Below are 18,939 nucleotides of genomic sequence, written 5' to 3'. Positions count from 1 at the left end.
TGCAGATGCTCTATGAGTAAATGGACGCTAGGCGTTCTCGAGAGGGCGCACGTTGACCCGGTGCTTGACCCCGCGCGTGAAGTCCACCACACCGTCGATGAGAGCGAACAGCGTGTCATCCTTGCCTCGTCCGACGTTCACGCCGGGATGGATATGCGTACCGCGCTGTCGAACGAGTATCGTGCCGCAGCGCACCGTCTGTCCGGCGAAGCGCTTCGTACCGAGGCGCTGAGCGTTCGAATCGCGTCCGTTGCGGGAGGAACCAAGTCCCTTTTTATGTGCCATGTGATCTACCTACCCTTTCGAATTCGAGCGCGTTACTCGGCGACGGCTGCCGCGGGCTCCTCTGCGGTCTTCTTTGCGGCACGAGATGTGGCCTGGATCTTCGTGATCCTGATGCGACTCAGTTGCTGCCGATGACCCTTGAGGCGATGGTAGCGCTTGCGCTTCTTGAACTTGAAGACAAGCTGCTTGTCGCCGAGGAAATGCTCCAGGATCTCTGCGGTGACCTTGGCGCGACCGAGCTTGGCGGGATCGGTGACGATCTTCTTGCCATCGTTCAGAAACGAGACGGGCAACTCGATCTTCTCGCCCGCGGCGCCCTCGATCCTCTCGACGGTGATGATGTCATCGGTGGCGACCTTGTACTGTTTGCCGCCGGTTGAAACGATTGCGTACATTCTTTTACCCTTCATGCATGAGGTAGTGCAACAGCGGACTATGGTAACAGCTACGCAAACCCTCGTCAACGAGAAACATCCACATTTCACCTGCCTACTCAGAAGCGGTGAGGGATCCGTTGGCACGGGTGCCCGCGCTCTGCGGATCCGGGAGCGCGGGCACCAAGATCCCGTGCTCGTCCTCCCCTGTCTGCAGCGTCCGCTCGATCTCGCAGCTCTCGATGATCATGTGCGCACGCGGTCCCGCCGTCAGATGGTCCACGGGCTCATCGAGGCCTTGAGCGCGCCCGATGCTCTGATCGATGGCGGCGAGAACGATGTCGGGACGCAGCGAACCAGCGCTCCCCGCGCGCGTCTCGAGCTCGATGCGCACCGCGCCCTCCGTCTCGGAGGCGCTGACGCGCCAGCAAGCAAGCGTCCGGTCCAGATCGAGCCGCTTGCGCTTCGCACCGCGCAGATAGCAGATCTGCCCGGCGGATGCGATCTCGGTGAGGGCGCGATTCCAAGCAGCGAGGTCAACCGAGAAGCCCTCACGCGGACGCACCTCGACGCTATAGCCGATACGCGTGAGAGACACCGTGAGAGCCGCGGCCCTCACATCGATGTAGCCGGCTCGAACCGGAGCGAGCCCCTCAGGTGTCGCGTGCCTGAGCGCATCCAGGGCCCGATCCGTCCTGACCCGCTCGGAGAGCCACAGATCGTACAACTCGCACCTCGATGATGCGCCAACCGGCAGCGCCGAGCAGAAGGCGATGCGCATGTGCGGGGAGAGCCCCTGCGTGACGGCATAGGGCAGGCCCGCGCGACGCACGCTGCGCTCGATCGTGCGCAGCACCTCGGGATGACCGAGATAGCGCAGACGTCCCTGCTTGACATATCGAACGCGCAGACGGAAGGGAAGTTGATCGCTCATGAGCGCTCGCCAGCCAGCGCATTCGCGACTCCAAGAGCCCCGCAGACGCCGCAGCCGCTACAGGAGCCCCGCGTGCAGTCCGGCGTCGTCATCTCCGCCTTGGCCCGGCGGTACTCCCGCTCAAGAAAGCTGCGCGACGCGCCGGTGCTCACATGCTCCCAAGCGAGTCTGTCGCTCAGCGCGAACGGAGTGCAGGCGATCTCGACGAGATCTGAACCGAGCTCGGTGGCCGCTGCGCGCCAGCGGCTGAGATCGAACTGCTCGGTCCAAGCGTCGAAGCGCGCGCCGCGGCGCCATGCCCCCTCGATGACATCGGCCATGTCGCGGCCGGCGCGCGAAAGAGCGGCCTCCACAAGCGATGCATCCGCATCATGGCAGCTCACGCGAACGGCGCGATCCCCGACGCTGTCGAGCAGAAGGCGCTGGCGGCGCCTCACCTCGGCGTCTTCGAGCCGCGCGCACCACTGAAATGGTGTGGAGGCCTTCGGTACGAACACCGAAACAAAGACAAAGACCTGAACGGCGGCGCGCTGCGCGGGACGCACGGCGGCTCGAGCGACGTCGGCGGCGCGCTGGGCCAACCCGGCGATCGCGACGATATCCTCATCCCGCTCACCGGGCAGCCCCATCATGAAATACAGCTTCACACGGCGCCAGCCGGCTTTGAAAACACGGGTGATCGCCTCATCGAGATCGCGCTCGGTGACGTTTTTGTTGATGATGTCGCGCAGGCGCTGGCTTCCGGCCTCCGGAGCGAACGCGAGGCCGCCGCGATTCTCACCACCAACTGCAGCGAGAGCCATGTCGGCACCGAAGGCGTCCAGACGCTGAGAGGGAATGGAGACAGATATGCCGGACCCCTCGTAGCGACGGTTGAGTCGCTCGAGCACGTGCGCGCACATCGAGTGATCTGTTGTTGACAGCGAGGCGAGCGACACCTCGCCATAGCCCGTCTCGGATAGGCCGCGCGCCACAGCCGAGACGATCTGATCGGCGCTGCGCTCGCGCACCGGACGGTATGCCATGCCGGCTTGGCAGAATCGGCAGCCCCGCGCGCAGCCGCGAAGCACTTCGATTGAAAGGCGATCGCACACGGTTTCGACGTAGGGCACGACTGACTGAGCGACGGGATCGGTGGCTCCGAAATCGGCGAGGACGCGACGGACCACGGTGGTCGGAGCCTGCTCTTCGGCACGCGGGACGGCGAAGCCGTGAGGGGTGCACGGACTCCGATGGCTGATCTCATAGAGCGCGGACACGTAGCACCCTGGTATCCGGGCGAGCGCGCGCAGCGTCTGCTGCCGCGTCGCCCCCTTATCGCGCAGCCGTTCATGCGCCCGGGCGACCTCGACGATGGACTCCTCGCCCTCGCCGATGAGGACCGCGTCGAAGAACGGCGCGATCGGCTCGGGGTTGAAGACGGCGGGACCGCCGGCGATGACAAGCGGATCGTCCTCGCCTCGATCGGCTGCGCGAAGGGCTATCCCTGCGAGATCGAGAACCTCGAGGCAGTTCGTCGCCGCCATCTCATGAGGCAGATGGATCCCCACGAGATCGAAGGACGACACCGGTGCCGACCCCTCCGACGACAGCAGCGGCACACCTGCGGCGCGCATCGCGTCGGCCATGTCGATCCAAGGCAGATAGCCGCGCTCACAGCTGATGTTCTCCTGTGAGTTCAGCACGGCGTACAGGATGGAGATCCCCTGATTCGAGAGACCGACCTCGTAGATGTCCGGATGGATGAGACAGACTCTATAGCGGGCCTCACGCTGCGAGAGCGACCCCCATTCGTGGTCTATGTAGCGGCTCGGCTTCTCAACGTGCTCGAGCAGGGGCTCGAGCTCAGAGAAACGGTCTTCGTAGACGACTCGCACCTTCGCCTACGCGCCCTCCGCGGCGGAGCGGCCGCGCTTCGCTGCGATCTTGGCGAGCGAGCCGGCCCCGGGCGCGATCAGATCGCGCGCGCGGCGATACGCCGAGCGGATCACGTGGTTGAGCGGGCCATAGTCCACATCGCGCTCGTAGAGCGCCGTCAGCGCCCGTCCCATGCCATAGGTGCCCGCACCAGCGACAAGGGCTCCGGTCAAGATGTTAGCGCGGGGCATCCGAGCGCCTATCGCACGCGCCGCACCGCGCAGCCCGAGCCCTGCGACGACCACCGCGGCTATCTCGTAGCCGCGCTCCAATCTCAGACCCTTGCCGTGCACCGCCGCCAGATTGAGCGCCATCTCGATCTGAGCGAGCGTCATGATCGGATAGTTCGCCCCGGGCATGAACACCATCGCGCCGGTCAACGCATTCGTGACCGCGGTCGCCCGGGTGATGCGCTCAGATGCAACGGGCCGCATGAACGAGAAGTTGGCGGCAAGCGCCGATGCCTTATCGGATCGCTCCAGAATCCAGTGCGCGAGACCCTCGAGCAGATGCTCGCGATCGTCCGAGGCCACCAGTCCGAGCGCGGGCGTGTCCTCGCGGATAAATGGAACCTCGGAGGCGGATCGCGCAGCGACGACGACGGGGGCGCCTGTGATCACCAAGCGTCTCACGGCGTCCTCGAGCCCCTCCGAGCCACCCGAGACGACGATGATCGCATCGGTGTCCGAGCGCGGGGCGGCGTTCCGGTCGCCCAGACGCGCGACGCGGACGATCCCACCTGTCGTCTCGGGCACAAGGGCGTCACGCAGCGCCTCAACCACAGCAGGCGAGGCGGTGTCGTCCACATACACGCCGATGCGCACGGACATGCCCGCCCCCTTCTTCGCCGCCGATCCGATTCTGAGACCCTTGATCAACTTGCTCGCTGAAATGCGCATGTCGGTGCTCCTTCGCTATCTTGACACGTGATGACGCCAGATCGATTGGACGAGCCCGACGGCCATGCACTGAATGATCATGGACGACGAGCCGAAGCTGATGAACGGGAGCGGTATTCCCGTGATCGGCATGAGACCGATGCACATCCCAACGTTCTCGAACACCTGAAACGTCCACATGCCTACGATACCCACGCAGACGAGCTTCATAAAAAGATTATCCGTCTTCACGGCCACTCGAATAGCCGACAGGATGAGCCATGCGAACAGCACAAGCAAGAGAAACGCTCCGATGAAGCCGAACTCCTCGGAGAGCAGCGCGAATACGAAATCGGTCTGCGCCTCCGGGAGAAACCCCGAAACGGCCTGCGAGGCACCCCCGATGCCCTTGCCGAAGAAACCCCCGGATCCGACCGCTATGAGCGCCTGTTGCAGGTTATAGCCCGCACCGGAGGTGTCCTTCGAGGGATCCATGAACACGAGGAGGCGATTCATCTGGTAATCCTTGATGAGGGCGAAGTGGTCCCCGAACATGCTGTGCATGATGGAGTTCGTCGCCAGCACAAGCGAGATGAGGCCGGCGAGCAGGGCGATCGTAGAGAGGACCCACTCCTTTTTAGCACCGCTCATCATGATGACGATGGCACCGGCGAACAGGACGATGATCGCCGATCCCAGATCGCGCAAGGCGATGATCGCAAGCACCGGCACAGCGAGCATGCCGCATAGCTTCAGATAGTCGCGCACCGTGTCGATCTTGCCGTTGTACTGCGCACCCAAGGCGGATATGAACATGATGGTGACGATCTTGACGAGCTCGACAGGCTGAAACGTCAGACCGATGAGAGGAATCTTGATCCAGCCCGTCATGCCCTTCGCGCTATAGGAGAGCCCGGGGACGTATGGTGAGAAGATCAATATGATATCGATGACGATGAGCACCGTGGAGAGATTCGCCAGGTTCCTGAAGTCGAACCGCCATACCCCCACCATCGCGATCAGACCGATTCCGATGCCGAGAAGCTGTCGGGGAAAGGACGCCTCGGGTATGGACAGCGACGCCGTCCATATGACAAGCGCGCCGTAGCTTATCAGCGCGAGAGAGGAAACCAAGACGCTTGGGCTCACCTGACGTCGCCAGCTGTTCTTCGAGGAGCTGATACGACGGTTGACGCGCTTGAGGCTCCCTTGGGATGAGACGGCATGCGAGGGCGCATAGGCCATGAGCAAACCTCCCTTCTATCTGGTGCTGTTATCGACGGCGCTCGAGCCATCGGGAGAATCGTAGATGACACCGAGCACGTCGCGTACGGCGCGAAGCGCCGTGGCCGAGCCCCCGCCGCCCTGTTCGAGCAGGGCGACGACGACGTATTTCGGATCGGGCGCCGGAGCATAGGCGCAAAACCAGGAGTAGTCATCCTCGTTGGACTTCTCGCCTGTGCCGGATTTTCCCGCGACCTCCACGGGAAGGGATTTGAAGTGCGATGCGACATCGGAGCTCGACCCGTAGATCATGTCATGAAGTCCCTGTTTGACAAGGGCCAGATTCGACTCCGCGTGGATCTTGGCGCGCAGGCGCTCCTTTTTACCGTCATCGTTATAGCGAAAGGCATCACCTTGGCCGTCACGAGCGACCGCTGAGAGGAGCACATGCGGGGTGTACTCGACTCCGCCCATCGCAACGCCCGCATAGACCACGGCCATCTGCAGCGGCGTCACGAGAATGTCACCTTGACCGATGGCGATGTTCGTCATGTCACCGGGGTTCCAAGCGCGATCCTGATCCGACCAGCTGGTGAAATAGCTCTCCTTCCAAGCGCTGTCGGGAATGCGTCCGACGCCCTCGCTTGGAAGATCGACGCCGGTTTTGGCACCCAGCCCCCAGCGGCGAAACACCTCCTGAAGCCCCTCGGGGTTGTCCTTGTTGTCATAGAACCCCTTGCCGATGTCATAGAAAACCGGATCGCACGAGTTCGCGAGACCGCTTTCCAGATTCATCGTGCCGTGTCCCGTGCGCAACCAGCAGTGCTTCGGGTTCGCCTCGCCGTTTCCGGTCCAGGTTCCCGTGCACACGGTCGTACGACCCTGGGGATACACGCCGTACTCGAGACCCGCGAGCGATGAGAGCACCTTTATGGTGGAAGCCGACATGTACTGGCCGCCCACGGCGCGATTGAGCAGCGGCGTGCCGCTCTCCTTGCTGGACAGCTCATCCCAGACATCTGGCGAGATGCCGCCGATGAAAACCGACGGGTCGAAGCGCGGCTCGCTGGCGAGGCCCAAGATCTCGCCATTGGTGCAGTCCAGACACAGGCACGCACCGTTTCCGGCGTGACGTTGGCCCGAGCGCTTCGCGAGCTCGATCGCGTTTGCGAGCGCCTTCTCGCAAGCCTGCTGGATCTTGAGATCAAGTGTCAGCTTGATATCGGAGCCGGGTTTCGCGGGAACCGATCCCGATTGACCCGTGATGTTGCCAGCGGCGTCAACGGTCACGGTCTGCTCACCGCGAACGCCCTGCAGAAGACCCTCATATTGAATCTCGACGCCCGCTTGGCCGACGATGTCACCGGACTGATAGCTGATCTTGTCCGAAGCCGAATCGTCCTTGCTGGCTTTGAGCTGCTCCTGTGAGATGGTGCCCGTATAGCCCAGCACGTGCGCAGCCGTCTGGCCCTGGGGGTAGATCCGCTCCGTGCGCTCATCGATGAGGACACCGGGGAACTCGCCCGCATGCTCCTGAATGTAGGCGATCGTCGAGCGGCGCACATCCACCGCGATGGTGTGACGGCTCTGGGCGCCCTCCGAGTTGTTCTGAATCTTGCGAAGCGCGGCGACATAGGGCATGCCCAGCACGTTGGCGAGATGGCGAACGACGACGGCGTCCTCGGCCAGATCGCGATACGCCGCGACGGTGAGCGAAGCGCGGTTGGAAACCAGCGGCACGCCGTTGCGATCGAGAATCCTGCCGCGCGGGGCCGGGGTGGTGACGGTGCGCGTCTGATTGCTCTTCGCCTTTCGCTCGTAGTAGTCCGAGCTCACCATCTGCATGCTCCACAGCTTGGCGGCCAGTGCGCAGAACATGGCCCCCAGCCCCGCGCTCAGCAGGGTGAAACGACCCTTGAAGGTGACAGCCGGAGTGCTCCCCTCCCCTTCGGCGGCGCGCGGACGCGTGCCGCCGTGCGTATCGAAGGTGAATCTGCCCGAGTACCCGCGCAGGAACAGAAGAGATCCCACGATGGCGGCGACGAGTATCGCTGCGGCGATGATGACAACAAGCTGAGCGTCCACGTCGCGCCCCCTATCGCCTTTCCTTGAGACGAACGCTGCGCAGACGCCGCGCGCCCGCGCGCTTGGCGTTGCCGGAGCCCTTGACGAACAGGAAGGGGACCGCGATGAGAGCGGTCAGGATCGCTGAGGTCAGACCGTGCTCGACTAAGGCTACGAAGGGATCGGACTCGCGACCCATGAGCATGAGCAGAAGCGCGTAGAGGATGCTCACCGCAAATGAGAACATGACGACGGAGCGTATGGAGGCCAGCGAGGGAACCGAGGAACCCGGAGGGGACACGCGAGCGAGTGCAAAGGATGCAAGTGTGAGCATCAAAGCCATGAGGCCGATCGGGACGGGGGCGCTCAGATCATAGAGCAGACCGCAGGCGAACCCCGTCAGGACCGCGCCGCGCTCGTTTCCGTCAAGAGCGGTCACTGCGGCCAAGATCAGCATGAAGTTTATCCGGCCCCCTGCGATCGAGATCTGCGGAGCAAGTGCGAGCTGGAGCACGACCGCGGCCGCGATGAGAGCGCCTTCCAACCGCCTCTCGGCACCTGTGACTGCATACGCCATGATCCGCCCCCTATTCTTTCTTGTTCTTGCCGCCAGAACCCCCATCGCCGCTCTTGGGGTCCGCGCCCTTTGAGGAGCCGCCCGAGCTGTCCTGGCCGCGCCCCTCGCCCTGTGGGGAGGTGTCAGCGAGGGCGACGTCGTCGTCAGATGCCGCCTGCCCCTCAGCAAGCGAGGTTATGACGAGGATCTCCTCGTTGCTCTGAGTGCTCGAGGCCGGTCGAACGACTATGTCGTAGAAGACGGCGTTCGGGGCTTTCTCAGCCGAGGTCACCGTCCCGAGCGGCAGCCCCTTGGGAAAGACGCCGCCGATACCCGAGGTGACGACGATATCGCCGGCCTTCACCTCCGAGTCGACGGAGATGTATTCAAGCCGAAGCGTTCCGTCGGCCTGCCCATGCAGCATGCCCTGTGCACGCGTTGCCTGCACCATCGCCGATGTGCCCGATTTCTCGTCTGCGAGCAGCCTCACCGTCGATGAATTCAACGACGTCTCGACGATCTGCCCGATGACGCCGGCGGCATTCACAACCGGCATGTTGATGGCGAGACCGTCGGATGTGCCCTTGTCGATCGTCACGACCTGAGACCAAGCGTCGCTTGAGCCGCCGATCACATGGGCGCCCGTGGATTGGAGATTGTAGGCGGACTTGAGATTGAGCAGCGCCTCAAGCCGTGATGAGGCCGATTTCGACTCAGAGAGCTCGGACACCTTGGCTCTCAGGTCCTCATTCTCCTGTTTGAGATCGGCCAACGTCTCCTGGGGGGCCGCAAGGTTCGAAAAAACATTGCCCACCGCGCGAAACGGTCCGGTCACGGCTGAGCCCACCATTCGCATCGGCGTGGCGACGACGGTGACAACCGATCGTATCGCATGAACGGGTCCGACCTCGCCCTCGCGGATGTAGAAGGTGAGCAGTAACACGGATATGATGCAGCAGATGACGAGGGGACGCGTAGCCGTCGCCTGCCTGCTGCTGCTCGGCTTTGTCGAATAACGCTGCGGGCGCGCCAAGGTGGATCGATTCCCCTCTAAGCGTTGCTCTGCACGAAGCCACCATCGAAGGCGTTCGCCTCGAGCACCCGCGCGCACCCGTTCACCACGTTATCGAGAGCCGTCGGGCTCACGTTGACCGACACGCCAGTCTCATCGCGCAAGCGAATATCCAGTCCGCGAAGCAGAGCCCCGCCCCCGGTGAGGAGAATCCCGTAGTACATGAGATCCGAAGCGAGGTCGGGCGGAGTCGCATCGAGCGAGTCCTTCACGACCTTCGCCATGTCGTCAAGCGGCTTGTTGAGAGCGCGCCGGATCTCCTCGCTCTCGATGCGGACGGTCTTGGGAAGACCCGTTATGACGTCGCGACCGTTGACCTCGACATCAAGCTCGTCTTTGAGCGGAACCGCGGAGCCGACCTTGATCTTGATGTCCTCGGCGGTGCGCTCCCCGATCGCCAGATTGTAGGCATCTCGCACGTGCGCGAGGATCGCCTGATCGAACTCATCTCCTGCGACGCGGATGGAGCGCGACACGACGATGCCTCCCATGGCGATGACGGCGACCTCGGTGGTTCCGCCGCCGATATCGATGACCATGGAACCGGTGGGCTCCTCAACCGGCAGATCCGCGCCGATCGCCGCAGCCATCGGCTCCTCGATGAGGTAGGCGTGGCGCGCACCGGCCTGAATGGTCGCCTCGAAGACCGCCCGCTTCTCCACCGAGGTGACCCCTGAGGGGACGCAGACCACGACGCGCGGTCTCGGTGTCCACAGATAGCGCTTCTCCGAAGCCTTGTCTATGAAATAGCGAAGCATGGCTTCGGTGACATCGAAATCGGCGATGACGCCGTCTTTGAGCGGTCGCACCGCGACGATGTTGCCGGGCGTTCTGCCCAGCATGCGCTTGGCCTCGATACCGACGGCGAGAATGCGCTCATCGGTCTTGTCGATCGCGACGACCGAGGGCTCGCGGATGACGATACCCTTGCCTCGCACCGAGACGAGCGTGTTGGCGGTACCCAAGTCGATCGCGAGATCGCCTCCGTACTGACCGAAGAACATGTCCATCAAAGAAAACAAAACGACTCCAAGATGCTCGGATACCATTCGATTTCGTTTGCCGACCCCGTAGAGTGTAGTGCATGGACGCGCTATGAACCCCTCTTGTCTCGAGGCGCCCCCAAATTACACACGTCGGGGGGTGCGGCGTCGTCTGGCGAAGTCGGCGAGATGCGGTCTAGGAATTTGCACCGTCTTGCGTGGCGGGCGAGTCGGACGATGGGGAGTCGCCCTTGCTCGTATTGAATTCCAGCTTGATCGAGGACACCGCCCAACCGAGATGGTTGGCGTTGCGGACGAAATCGACGCTGTAGGTCTGGACGCCGCTCTTGGAAAGTACGACGCGGACTTTCGCGGTGGATTTCGTCATCGATTGATCCATCGACTCGATCGTGGGCTTGGACCCGGCAGGAACCTTGGAGGCGATCTCCGCCTTCGCGGTGTCGGACAGCGCGGGGTCAAGAAAGGCGCTGACGTCCCGGCCGTCGCTGACCGCGCTGAAAAGGTCGGTGAGCACGGATCCCTGCGAAGGGACACCAAGACCTCGCGTGTAGCCGAAACCGAGCCCGACCGCCGCCACGATGATAACAAAGAGCAGGGTCACGACGATCTTGCGACCGATATGGCGCTTTCGACGTCGCACCTTCATCTCCTGTCGATCCTGCTGGATCAGCTCTGACTCCGACAGCGTGAAGAAGCCCGTGTTCGATGGATCGGGCATCATCGCACCGGACTGCCCGAGCGGGTCGAGCGGGTCGACGCCAGCTGAGACGGATCCGGCGGAGGAGGTTCGATCGGACAGCGGGCCGACGGTCTCGCGCGCGCGGCCGAGAGCCTGCTGCTGCTCGAAAGTGAGCTGGTAGATTCCATCAGCGGTGGCTTGGCCGAACGCCTCGAGAGCATCGTTGAAGCGGCCCGCGGCGACATAGGCCTCACCCAGTCCGGCATTTATGGATCGCGGATCGTCACGTGGTCCGATGAAATCGAGGGCGGTCCGATAGGACTCTATGGCGTCATCGGGTCGTCCGAGCTTGATAAAGCAAGAAGCCAGCTGAGAGAGCGCCGAGGCGGGAGCCGGATTCGTCCCGTCGATGGCCGCGCTTCTGAACGCCGTTCCGGCACCGGCGATATCGTTGTTCGAGAAGAGCACCTTCCCGAGACCGAGATACGCCTTGTAGGGCGTGGCATAGGAGGAATCCTGAGTCGCGGCCGTGAAACTCTCGACGGCGCCAGCGAAGTCGCCGGCCGCTGCGAGAGCCTTTCCGCGATTGGTGAGCAACGCGCCGCGCTTGCCATAGGACACGTCAGCGAGGGCGCGATCGTAGGACTCGGCGGCATCCCTCCACAGGCCGAGCCTCATAAGGGCGTTGCCGCGCAGATGATCCACGCCACCGGAGATCTCCGTGGGGTCCTTGACCGACGCGAACATCTGAGCGGCAGCGGAGAAGTCTCCGGCGCGATAGGCCGCACGCGCTCTATCGAGTAACTGAGCGTTCACATCTACTCCTTAGCAATGGGAAGCGAGCATCCCAGTGATTGGTTACCCGCACAATTCTAGCAAGAACCCGCATGAATCGCGAGTCGGGCCGGTTGCCGACATGGGTTTCCTGTGTTCGGAGTCTCGATGCAGCGTTCAATGAGCGGTGCGAGACCCGGCCCGCCAGCACGCGCGCGAAGCGATCCCGATCGATTCGGACGTCACGACGTGGGCTGATGCGGTTTCCAGGCCGCGTAGTTCGTCTCAAACATCACGAGGCTCTGATTCTTGCCCGATTTATCGAGGGCATCGCGCAGGGGCTGCAGTATCTCGTTTTTGTGATGCAAGGGGAGATCGCCGGCCGCTACAGACAATGAGATATCCCATGAGTGGCACAGCACATCGATCCGCTCGTACATCCAAGTCGCCAGACTGCGCATGTGCTCGACATCCGGAAGAAAGGCAGAGGTCTCAGAGAGCTTGAGTCCGTTGATCTCGTCGATAGTCTGCTTGACGGAGTCGCGCATGGCGTAGGCGGGCTTCGACGCGGCCTCCCGCTTTGCGCGGTCCTTTGCGATGAAACCGCCGTTGTACTCGTTGATCGCCTCAGCGAGCCTGTCTTGATAGGCACCGAGCCTCTGGTAGATGCCCGACAGCCGCGTATACGCCTCGTTGTCGTCGAGCAGCGCGGTCTCATGGCCCGCCTGAGAGCCGCTCTTCTCGCCTTTGCTCTCTTCAGATGAGCCCTGCTCATCTCCGTCGGCTTGTCGACTCGGGAACATGTCACGCGCCGCGCTGCGAACGCTGCCATATATGCCGGGCATCACACCGAGGGGGTCGCGTACGACGAAGACCGCGGCGAGAGCCAGAAGAGCCGTCACGACCGCAGCCGCGATGAGACGCCGGGGGATCCCGCGCCGTCTCGGGCGACGAACCGGAGGCTGCGCGGTCGCATCCGCGTCCGCGTCATCAAAAACCGGTGCGGCCTCCAAAGGGTCGCGCTGCGGCTCGGCGGTCTCGGTGTCAACGACGTTGAAACGGCCGTGCTCGGACTCCGCACCCAAGGGTGAGACCCTCGGAAAGCTCGCCGTCCTGCCGGCTGCGAGATCGCTTGCGGCCGCCTTGGCTGAAAGGATGCCGGGCGCGGGCCGACCGCACTTCGGACAGGTGCGGTCATGGGGAGACAGACGCGCTCCGCAACCTTCGCAGAACACGAATTCGATATGGGACGCTTGCTCATGGGCACTGATGTAGCTGCCGCAACCGGGGCAGACGGATGCGTTGTCGTCGATCGACTTGAGGCAATGCGGGCAAATCACGAGGACCTCTTCCTGGTCTGCAGACAAGCGAAGCAGCTGCTGGGTGTTACAAATGTTGAGCACACTCGAAAGGATACCACCTGAGTCGGCAAGACGACATCTGAGGAACGGTTTTGTGAAAACCCCTCTTATTCCTGCAGCCCATAGCCCTTCATTTGATCAATGAGGACGCCTTTTTCCATCTCGACCGCGATGACCCATCTTGACTTGGATGCCCTGGGGGGACTTTACGACGCGCTTGCAACCCCCTGCAGCCCTGCGGTCGGAGCCAACCGGCTCGCCTGCCCGCGCGCGCGAGAGCGCTTTTGCGGCGCTGGCGGCGGCGCTGCGCTTGGCCGCTTTGTCGCCTCTTGATCTCAGCTTGCTGCATGCGCGCCGCGCCAGTCTTCTCGCGAGCGAACCGGTCGAGGTCACCTTGGAAGGTGCACCCCGGGCTCCGAGTCGGACGCGAACACCCCGTCCGAACCCAGTCGCCGATCGCGTGAGACGCGCAGGGCGCATATCGAGCGCGCGCGCCAGCTTGAAGTAGAGCGCGCATCCCGCAACCGCGATCAGGGCGATGACGATCTCTTCGTCGACTGCGAGATGCGCGATGGAGAACAGATCGGGAAATCCGACGATGCCGGCAAGGAGACCGGCTACGACGCTCGCGAGAAGCACGCATCGCAGGGGCGTGAAGGGACGTGAGATCCGCCAGATGAGACAGGTGCCGATCGCACTGGTGGTGACAAGGCACATCGTCGAGAACACCACGTCGCTGAAGCTGAATAACACCGCTGCGACCATGCACAGACATGCGGAGATCACGACGGATGCCGATGCGGGCAGCGCTCGACGGAGCACGTTGGACAGAAATCCTCCCTCCACGCGAGCGCGATTCGACTCGAGGCCCAAGACGAAGCCGGGAAACCCGATGCAGAAAAAGTTAATGAGCGTCATCTGAACAATGGTGAAGGGATAGGGGGGAAACGCGATGCAGATCGCAGCGAGAGCCATGGAGAACAGCGTCTTGGTCAAAAACAGCGATGCGGAGCGCTGCAGATTGTTGATGGAGCGGCGGCCCTCTGCGACGACCGCGGGCATCGAGGAGAAATCGTTATCGACGAGCACGATCTCGGCGACGTTGCGCGCCGCGTCCGATCCGGCGGCCATAGCGATCGAGCAGTCCGCCTCTTTGAGCGCAAGCACATCGTTCACACCGTCCCCGGTCATCGCCACCGTGTGCCCGCGCCGCTGAAGCGCCTGCACGAGCGCCCGTTTCTGATAGGGCGTCACCCTTCCGAACACGTGATAGCGATCAGCAGCCGCATCGAGCTTCGCTTCGGTGTCGAGCGTCGTCGCATCGACCCACGCGGCTGCGTCGGGAATGCCGACGACTCTGGCGATCGATGAGGCTGTTCGCGGATCGTCGCCTGAAATCACATTGAGCGTGACCCCTTGTTCGTTGAAATAGCCGACCGTCTCTCTTGCAGAGCTGCGGATCTCGTCGCGGATGGCCACCAGACCGATCGGACGGGCCTCTCCGATGATCTCGCCGTCATCTGAGAAGCGCGCGACCTCGGCGGCCACGAGGACCCGACTGGTGTCCGCAAGGCGGGCGACCTCATGCTCGATCTCGGCGTAGGCTTCGGAGTCGAGAACGAACTGGGCCGCGCCTATGACGAAGGATCCCTGCGGCAGCGTGGCTCCGCTCCATTTTCTCGCCGATGAGAACGGAACGACGACGAGGGGTTCCTCTATAGGGATGTCATCGCGGGCCCCGTAGTGCTCAAGCAAAGCTCTCAGCGTCTCATTGGCGTCCTCAGAGGTCGCCCACGCGATGTTGGCAACTGCGAAGTCGAGAACGGATACATCGGCTGACACATCCGGCTCGGCCGATCCCTCCCCGCCTTGAACGGGCACGGGATAGGTCCCCTCGACCTCCATGCGGCCCGAGGTGATCGTGCCGGTCTTGTCCAGACACAAGACATCGACCCGAGCGAGCGTCTCGATGCAATAGAGCTGCTGTGCGAGCACATGGCGCCGCGCGAGTCGAAACGTCGCGAAAGCGAGAACCGTCGAGGTGAGAAGAACCAGACCCTGCGGTATCATGCCGAGAAGCGCACCGGCGGTGGAAAGCAGCTCGGCTGAGGGAACGCGACCGGCTGAGATCTCTTGCACCAGCCAGCCCCACATTGTTGTGCCGAGTGCGCGCGCGTCCGAGTGCACATAGGTCCCATGCAAGCTCGAGAACAGCAGCGCCACGCCGAGCGGAATCATGACCACGCTCGCGAAGCGCACAATGGATCCGAGAGCGGACATGATCTCGGAATTGACCGGTTTCACGTACTTCGCGTCGTTGTTGATCTTCGAAACGAAGTTGTCCGCGCCGACGTGCTCGACTCGGGCGTATATGAGACCGGAATCAATGAAGCTGCCGCTCATCAACTTGGACCCCGGCTTCTTGCGAATGAGATCGCTCTCCCCCGTCAGAAGGCTCTCGTTGACCTGTGCCTCGCCGGTCACCACGACGGAGTCCGCAGGTATCTGATCGCCGCGGCCGAGCCGGACGATGTCATCGATGACGATCTGCTCGAGATCGAGGTCGACCTCAGCGCCATCGCGGACAACGACGACGCGCTTCGTGGCGAGAAGCGTGAGCCGATCGACCATGCGCTTGGATCTGATCGATTGAATGACACCGATGCTCGTATTCAAGATCACGACCGCGAGAAACGACAGATTCTTGAGCGATCCGGTAAAGAGAACGAGCACCGCGAGAACGGCGTTCATGAGATTGAACAGAGTGAAAAGGTTCTCAAAGATGAGCTGTGCGACCGATTTGGTCTCTATTTCCATGCTGACATTGACGTCGCCGTGTTCGATGCGCTCCTCGACCTCGGCAGAAGTGAGTCCGCGGAGCGATCTCTCTCTGACGTGTCTCATAGGGTCCCTTCGGCTGTCCCCCGGTTTCGAAACTTGAGACGAGGAAGACGCCATGACCCATCCAATGTCGCGATGTGCTGAAAGAAAGTGACCCCGCATGTATCGCCGCGCGATGATGTGCCGAGACGAGTCTGGCGCCAACGCGGTGGTGCCCCATGTAGGATTCGAACCTACGACCTTCTGCTCCGGAGGCAGACGCTCTGATCCCCTGAGCTAATGGGGCGTGAACACGAGATAAGATTATACAGAAACGCACGACGCGCGCCACGACTTTGCTCGAGTCGTCTGAGAATCGACAACTCGCTCAAATATCGAATGCTTTCGCATGCATCGCAAGCGAGCGCGCCGCGTCCTCGGTGCGCCCGCCTCAGACTCGCGCCGCGCATCTCATGAACGCATCGAGGGCGCGGCGATCGGGCAGTCCCTCATTGTCGCCGAGGCAGCTCACCTGCATGGCGCCTATCGCGTTGCCGCGAGCCACGGCGTCCTCGAGTTCCAAGCCCTCCAGCAGAGCGCTGATGAGGCCGACGGCGAAACCGTCGCCCGCTCCCACCGTGTCCACGACCTGCGGTGCCCTGTATCCTCGGATCCTCGATCCACCCCTTTCGCTCGCCGCGTATGCGCCGCTGGGTCCTTCCTTGATCACCACCGCTTTGCAGCCCGAAGACAGATAGAAGTTCGCGATCCCTTCAGCAGATGCGCATTCGCTCAGCAGCTGGCCCTCGGCGAGCCCCGGCAGCACGACGTCGCAGCGGGTCGCTAAAAGATTGATGACTCGGATCATCTCCTGTCTGCTTGGCCACAGCGCCGGGCGCAGGTTCGGATCGAACGTGGTCGGAATCGACAGCTCGCGCGCCCGCTCGACAAGAGCGAAGATGGCCTGACGGCAGCCAGACGACAAGGCGGCGGGTATACCTGTCACGTGGATGCGGCCGATCTCGTCAAAATCTATCGCGTCTATCTGAGCTGGCGACATGTGAGAAGCGGCGGAGCCCTTCCGATAGTAGCTGATCTCCGGATCGCCCTTCTCCGTCTTGCCCTTCAGCTGGATACCGGTCGGGTACTCCTCATCGAAGGAGACAAACGACGTATCGATTCCCTCCTCGGCAAGACGATCACCGATCGCCTGGCCGAGCGGGTCTGCGCCCAAGCGGGTCACATATGCGCAGGCCGCGCCGAGCCTGCGCAGACCGATGGCGACGTTCACCTCGGCCCCGGACAAAAGCCTCCGATATCTCCGAGCGGCTTTCAGCGGCCCGGACTCCTCGGCGGCGAACAGCGCCATTGCCTCCCCTATCAACAGGACCTTTTTCATGAAACCAGCTCCTTTCGCGTGAACCGATCCATCCCATTGTATCTGATCGGTTCGAGGTCTTCTTGACCCTGAGCCGGACATACCCAACATAAGGATATGAGCGACGAGAACCGAATGATCAAGATGAAGGAGTATCCAAGTGAGTATCGCCGCAACGGATCGCTTGCGGCAAGCCGAGTCATAAAGACAGAGTCCGATTGCGGTCCGAGTCGCTTGCCGCGGCTGATCATGCTTGCTGAGATCAAATCCGAAAAGAAGTTTGAAGGGATTCGGGCTACGCTGTCACCAACCGTCAGCATCAGCTGGCCGCTCCACCCAACATGGCGGCTCGGACCCCTATCTGATCTCGCCGTGCAGCTCGTAGCGCATCGTTTCCGTGATGCGATTCCTATCGTCGACAAATACGACGCGCGGACGATGAGTGCGCGCCTCCCTCGCGTCAACGGAGCAGTAGCTCATGATGATCACCTTGTCGCCAGGAGAGACGAGCCTGGCTGCAGCCCCGTTCAGACAGACCACCCCGCTGCCTGGCGCGCCGGCGATGACATAGGTCTCCAGTCGGCTTCCGTTCATGAGATCGACGACTTGCACGGCCTCGTACTCCAAGATGCCGGCAGCCTCGAGCAGCACCGGATCAAGCGTGATGCTGCCCACGTAATCGAGCTCGGCCTGTGTGATCGTCGCTCGATGGATTTTGCCGTTGAGCATCGTGAGACGCATCTCAGCGCTCCGGATCGAACATGAAGTTGTCGATGAGGCGGGTTCCGCCGATGCGCACCGCGATGGCACAGAGCACCTCGGCATCGATGCGCTCGACCGGCTGCACGGAATCTGTGCTCACGACCTCGACGTACTCAACTTGCGCCAGCGGCTCCTCGGCGAGCGCATCCGAAACGGCCCGTCGAACCCGCGAGGCATCGCGGCATCCCTGCTCGCATAAGGTGAGCCCGCACGCGAGCGCTCGGTGCAGGATGGGCGCCGCCGAGCGCTCATCGTCACTCAGGTAGGCATTGCGCGAGCTCTTCGCGAGCCCATCGGGCTCGCGAACGGTCGGGCAGCCGATCAGCTCGATGTTGAAGTTGAGATCGCGTACCATGCGGCGGATGACAAGCAGCTGCTGAGCATCCTTTTGACCGAAATAAGCGCGATCGGGCTCCGCGATGTTGAACAGCTTGGACACGACGAGACAGACCCCATCGAAATGACCGGGACGGCTCCTTCCGCAGAGCTCATCGGTGATGCCGGCCATATGCACGGTCGTGCTGTGATCGGCAGCGTACATCTCGGCGGACTCCGGATTGAACAGAATGTCCGCCCCGGCTCGCTCGCATACCGCGAGATCGCGCTCGATGTCGCGCGGGTAGCGCTCCAGATCCTCTCCGGGACCGAACTGACGCTCGTTCACATAGACGCTCACGATCACACGGTCGTCGGTGGCGGCGGCGGTCTCGATCAGGCTGGCGTGTCCCTCGTGCAGATATCCCATCGTCGGCACGAGGCCGACGCTGAGACCCTGCCGCCTCCACGCGGCTCTTCGCGCTCTCATCTCTGCTACGGTACGTACGATCTCGATCACCGATCTCCCCTTTCCCGCTGCC

Annotated in this window: 16 protein-coding genes and 1 tRNA gene; all 17 read right to left on the bottom strand. The window is 62.6% G+C overall.

Annotated features, from left to right (window positions below; all coding sequences use genetic code 11):
* Window positions 1-27: 27 nt before the first annotated feature.
* Complete coding sequence (gene rpmA, locus CORGL_RS04390) at window positions 28-285, bottom strand: 50S ribosomal protein L27 (RefSeq protein ID WP_013708718.1); 258 nt, start codon at window positions 283-285, stop codon at window positions 28-30.
* A gap of 32 nt (window positions 286-317) precedes the next feature.
* The gene (gene rplU / locus CORGL_RS04385; RefSeq protein ID WP_013708717.1) at window positions 318-680 is read right to left on the bottom strand and encodes a 50S ribosomal protein L21; all 363 of its coding nucleotides are present in this window, start codon (window positions 678-680) and stop codon (window positions 318-320) included.
* Window positions 681-774: 94 nt separating this feature from the next.
* Complete coding sequence (locus CORGL_RS04380) at window positions 775-1,593, bottom strand: TIGR03936 family radical SAM-associated protein (protein ID WP_013708716.1); 819 nt, start codon at window positions 1,591-1,593, stop codon at window positions 775-777.
* Entirely contained in the window at window positions 1,590-3,470 is a 1,881-nt protein-coding gene (locus CORGL_RS04375) for a TIGR03960 family B12-binding radical SAM protein (protein ID WP_013708715.1), read from the bottom strand. The genes CORGL_RS04380 and CORGL_RS04375 overlap by 4 nt, the downstream gene beginning before the upstream one ends.
* A gap of 6 nt (window positions 3,471-3,476) precedes the next feature.
* On the bottom strand, window positions 3,477-4,409 hold the full coding sequence (locus tag CORGL_RS04370; RefSeq protein ID WP_013708714.1) for a hypothetical protein: 933 nt from the start codon (window positions 4,407-4,409) through the stop codon (window positions 3,477-3,479).
* 15 nt (window positions 4,410-4,424) lie between these two features.
* Window positions 4,425-5,633 (bottom strand): FtsW/RodA/SpoVE family cell cycle protein, encoded by a 1,209-nt coding sequence (locus tag CORGL_RS04365; protein ID WP_013708713.1) that lies wholly within the window; start codon window positions 5,631-5,633, stop codon window positions 4,425-4,427.
* 15 nt (window positions 5,634-5,648) lie between these two features.
* Window positions 5,649-7,697 carry a penicillin-binding protein 2 gene (gene mrdA, locus CORGL_RS04360; protein ID WP_013708712.1) on the bottom strand — a complete coding sequence of 683 codons (2,049 nt, stop codon included), beginning with the start codon at window positions 7,695-7,697 and terminating at the stop codon, window positions 5,649-5,651.
* 10 nt (window positions 7,698-7,707) lie between these two features.
* A complete protein-coding gene (gene mreD / locus CORGL_RS04355) occupies window positions 7,708-8,253 on the bottom strand; it encodes a rod shape-determining protein MreD (RefSeq protein WP_013708711.1) in 546 nt (181 codons plus the stop codon).
* A gap of 10 nt (window positions 8,254-8,263) precedes the next feature.
* Window positions 8,264-9,265: a rod shape-determining protein MreC gene (gene mreC, locus CORGL_RS04350; RefSeq protein WP_013708710.1), complete on the bottom strand. Its 1,002-nt coding sequence runs from the start codon at window positions 9,263-9,265 to the stop codon at window positions 8,264-8,266.
* Between the two features lie 17 nt (window positions 9,266-9,282).
* A complete protein-coding gene (mreB, locus tag CORGL_RS04345) occupies window positions 9,283-10,314 on the bottom strand; it encodes a rod shape-determining protein (protein WP_041739179.1) in 1,032 nt (343 codons plus the stop codon).
* 169 nt (window positions 10,315-10,483) lie between these two features.
* The gene (locus CORGL_RS04340) at window positions 10,484-11,803 is read right to left on the bottom strand and encodes a tetratricopeptide repeat protein (RefSeq protein WP_013708708.1); all 1,320 of its coding nucleotides are present in this window, start codon (window positions 11,801-11,803) and stop codon (window positions 10,484-10,486) included.
* 200 nt (window positions 11,804-12,003) lie between these two features.
* Window positions 12,004-13,164: a zinc ribbon domain-containing protein gene (locus CORGL_RS04335; protein WP_172633534.1), complete on the bottom strand. Its 1,161-nt coding sequence runs from the start codon at window positions 13,162-13,164 to the stop codon at window positions 12,004-12,006.
* A 96-nt stretch (window positions 13,165-13,260) separates the two neighbouring features.
* Window positions 13,261-16,026, bottom strand: a complete 2,766-nt coding sequence (locus CORGL_RS04330) for an HAD-IC family P-type ATPase (protein ID WP_013708706.1) — start codon at window positions 16,024-16,026, stop codon at window positions 13,261-13,263.
* A gap of 146 nt (window positions 16,027-16,172) precedes the next feature.
* Window positions 16,173-16,249: transfer RNA gene (locus CORGL_RS04325), tRNA-Arg, on the bottom strand.
* A gap of 144 nt (window positions 16,250-16,393) precedes the next feature.
* Window positions 16,394-17,341, bottom strand: coding sequence for a sugar kinase (locus tag CORGL_RS04320; protein ID WP_013708705.1), 948 nt, complete (start codon window positions 17,339-17,341; stop codon window positions 16,394-16,396).
* Window positions 17,342-17,677: 336 nt separating this feature from the next.
* Window positions 17,678-18,061: an aspartate 1-decarboxylase gene (gene panD, locus CORGL_RS04315; RefSeq protein ID WP_013708703.1), complete on the bottom strand. Its 384-nt coding sequence runs from the start codon at window positions 18,059-18,061 to the stop codon at window positions 17,678-17,680.
* A 1-nt stretch (window position 18,062) separates the two neighbouring features.
* On the bottom strand, window positions 18,063-18,917 hold the full coding sequence (gene panC / locus CORGL_RS04310; protein ID WP_013708702.1) for a pantoate--beta-alanine ligase: 855 nt from the start codon (window positions 18,915-18,917) through the stop codon (window positions 18,063-18,065).
* Between the last annotated feature and the right edge of the window lie 22 nt (window positions 18,918-18,939).

This window comes from Coriobacterium glomerans PW2 (assembly GCF_000195315.1).
In the GTDB taxonomy this organism is placed as follows: Bacteria; Actinomycetota; Coriobacteriia; order Coriobacteriales; family Coriobacteriaceae; genus Coriobacterium; species Coriobacterium glomerans.
The sequence above is the reverse complement of the archived record's forward strand: the minus strand, read 5'-3'. Positions and strand labels throughout refer to the sequence as shown.

What these genes read in the sequence shown, in the direction of transcription:
- mreD (WP_013708711.1), bottom strand. Translation starts at nt 8,253, where the DNA reads ATGGCGTATGCAGTCACAGGTGCCGAGAGGCGGTTGGAAGGCGCTCTC.
- CORGL_RS04380 (WP_013708716.1), bottom strand. Translation starts at nt 1,593, where the DNA reads ATGAGCGATCAACTTCCCTTCCGTCTGCGCGTTCGATATGTCAAGCAG.
- panD (WP_013708703.1), bottom strand. Translation starts at nt 18,061, where the DNA reads ATGCGTCTCACGATGCTCAACGGCAAAATCCATCGAGCGACGATCACA.
- rplU (WP_013708717.1), bottom strand. Translation starts at nt 680, where the DNA reads ATGTACGCAATCGTTTCAACCGGCGGCAAACAGTACAAGGTCGCCACC.
- CORGL_RS04320 (WP_013708705.1), bottom strand. Translation starts at nt 17,341, where the DNA reads ATGAAAAAGGTCCTGTTGATAGGGGAGGCAATGGCGCTGTTCGCCGCC.
- CORGL_RS04330 (WP_013708706.1), bottom strand. Translation starts at nt 16,026, where the DNA reads ATGAGACACGTCAGAGAGAGATCGCTCCGCGGACTCACTTCTGCCGAG.
- mreB (WP_041739179.1), bottom strand. Translation starts at nt 10,314, where the DNA reads ATGGACATGTTCTTCGGTCAGTACGGAGGCGATCTCGCGATCGACTTG.
- rpmA (WP_013708718.1), bottom strand. Translation starts at nt 285, where the DNA reads ATGGCACATAAAAAGGGACTTGGTTCCTCCCGCAACGGACGCGATTCG.
- CORGL_RS04365 (WP_013708713.1), bottom strand. Translation starts at nt 5,633, where the DNA reads ATGGCCTATGCGCCCTCGCATGCCGTCTCATCCCAAGGGAGCCTCAAG.
- CORGL_RS04370 (WP_013708714.1), bottom strand. Translation starts at nt 4,409, where the DNA reads ATGCGCATTTCAGCGAGCAAGTTGATCAAGGGTCTCAGAATCGGATCG.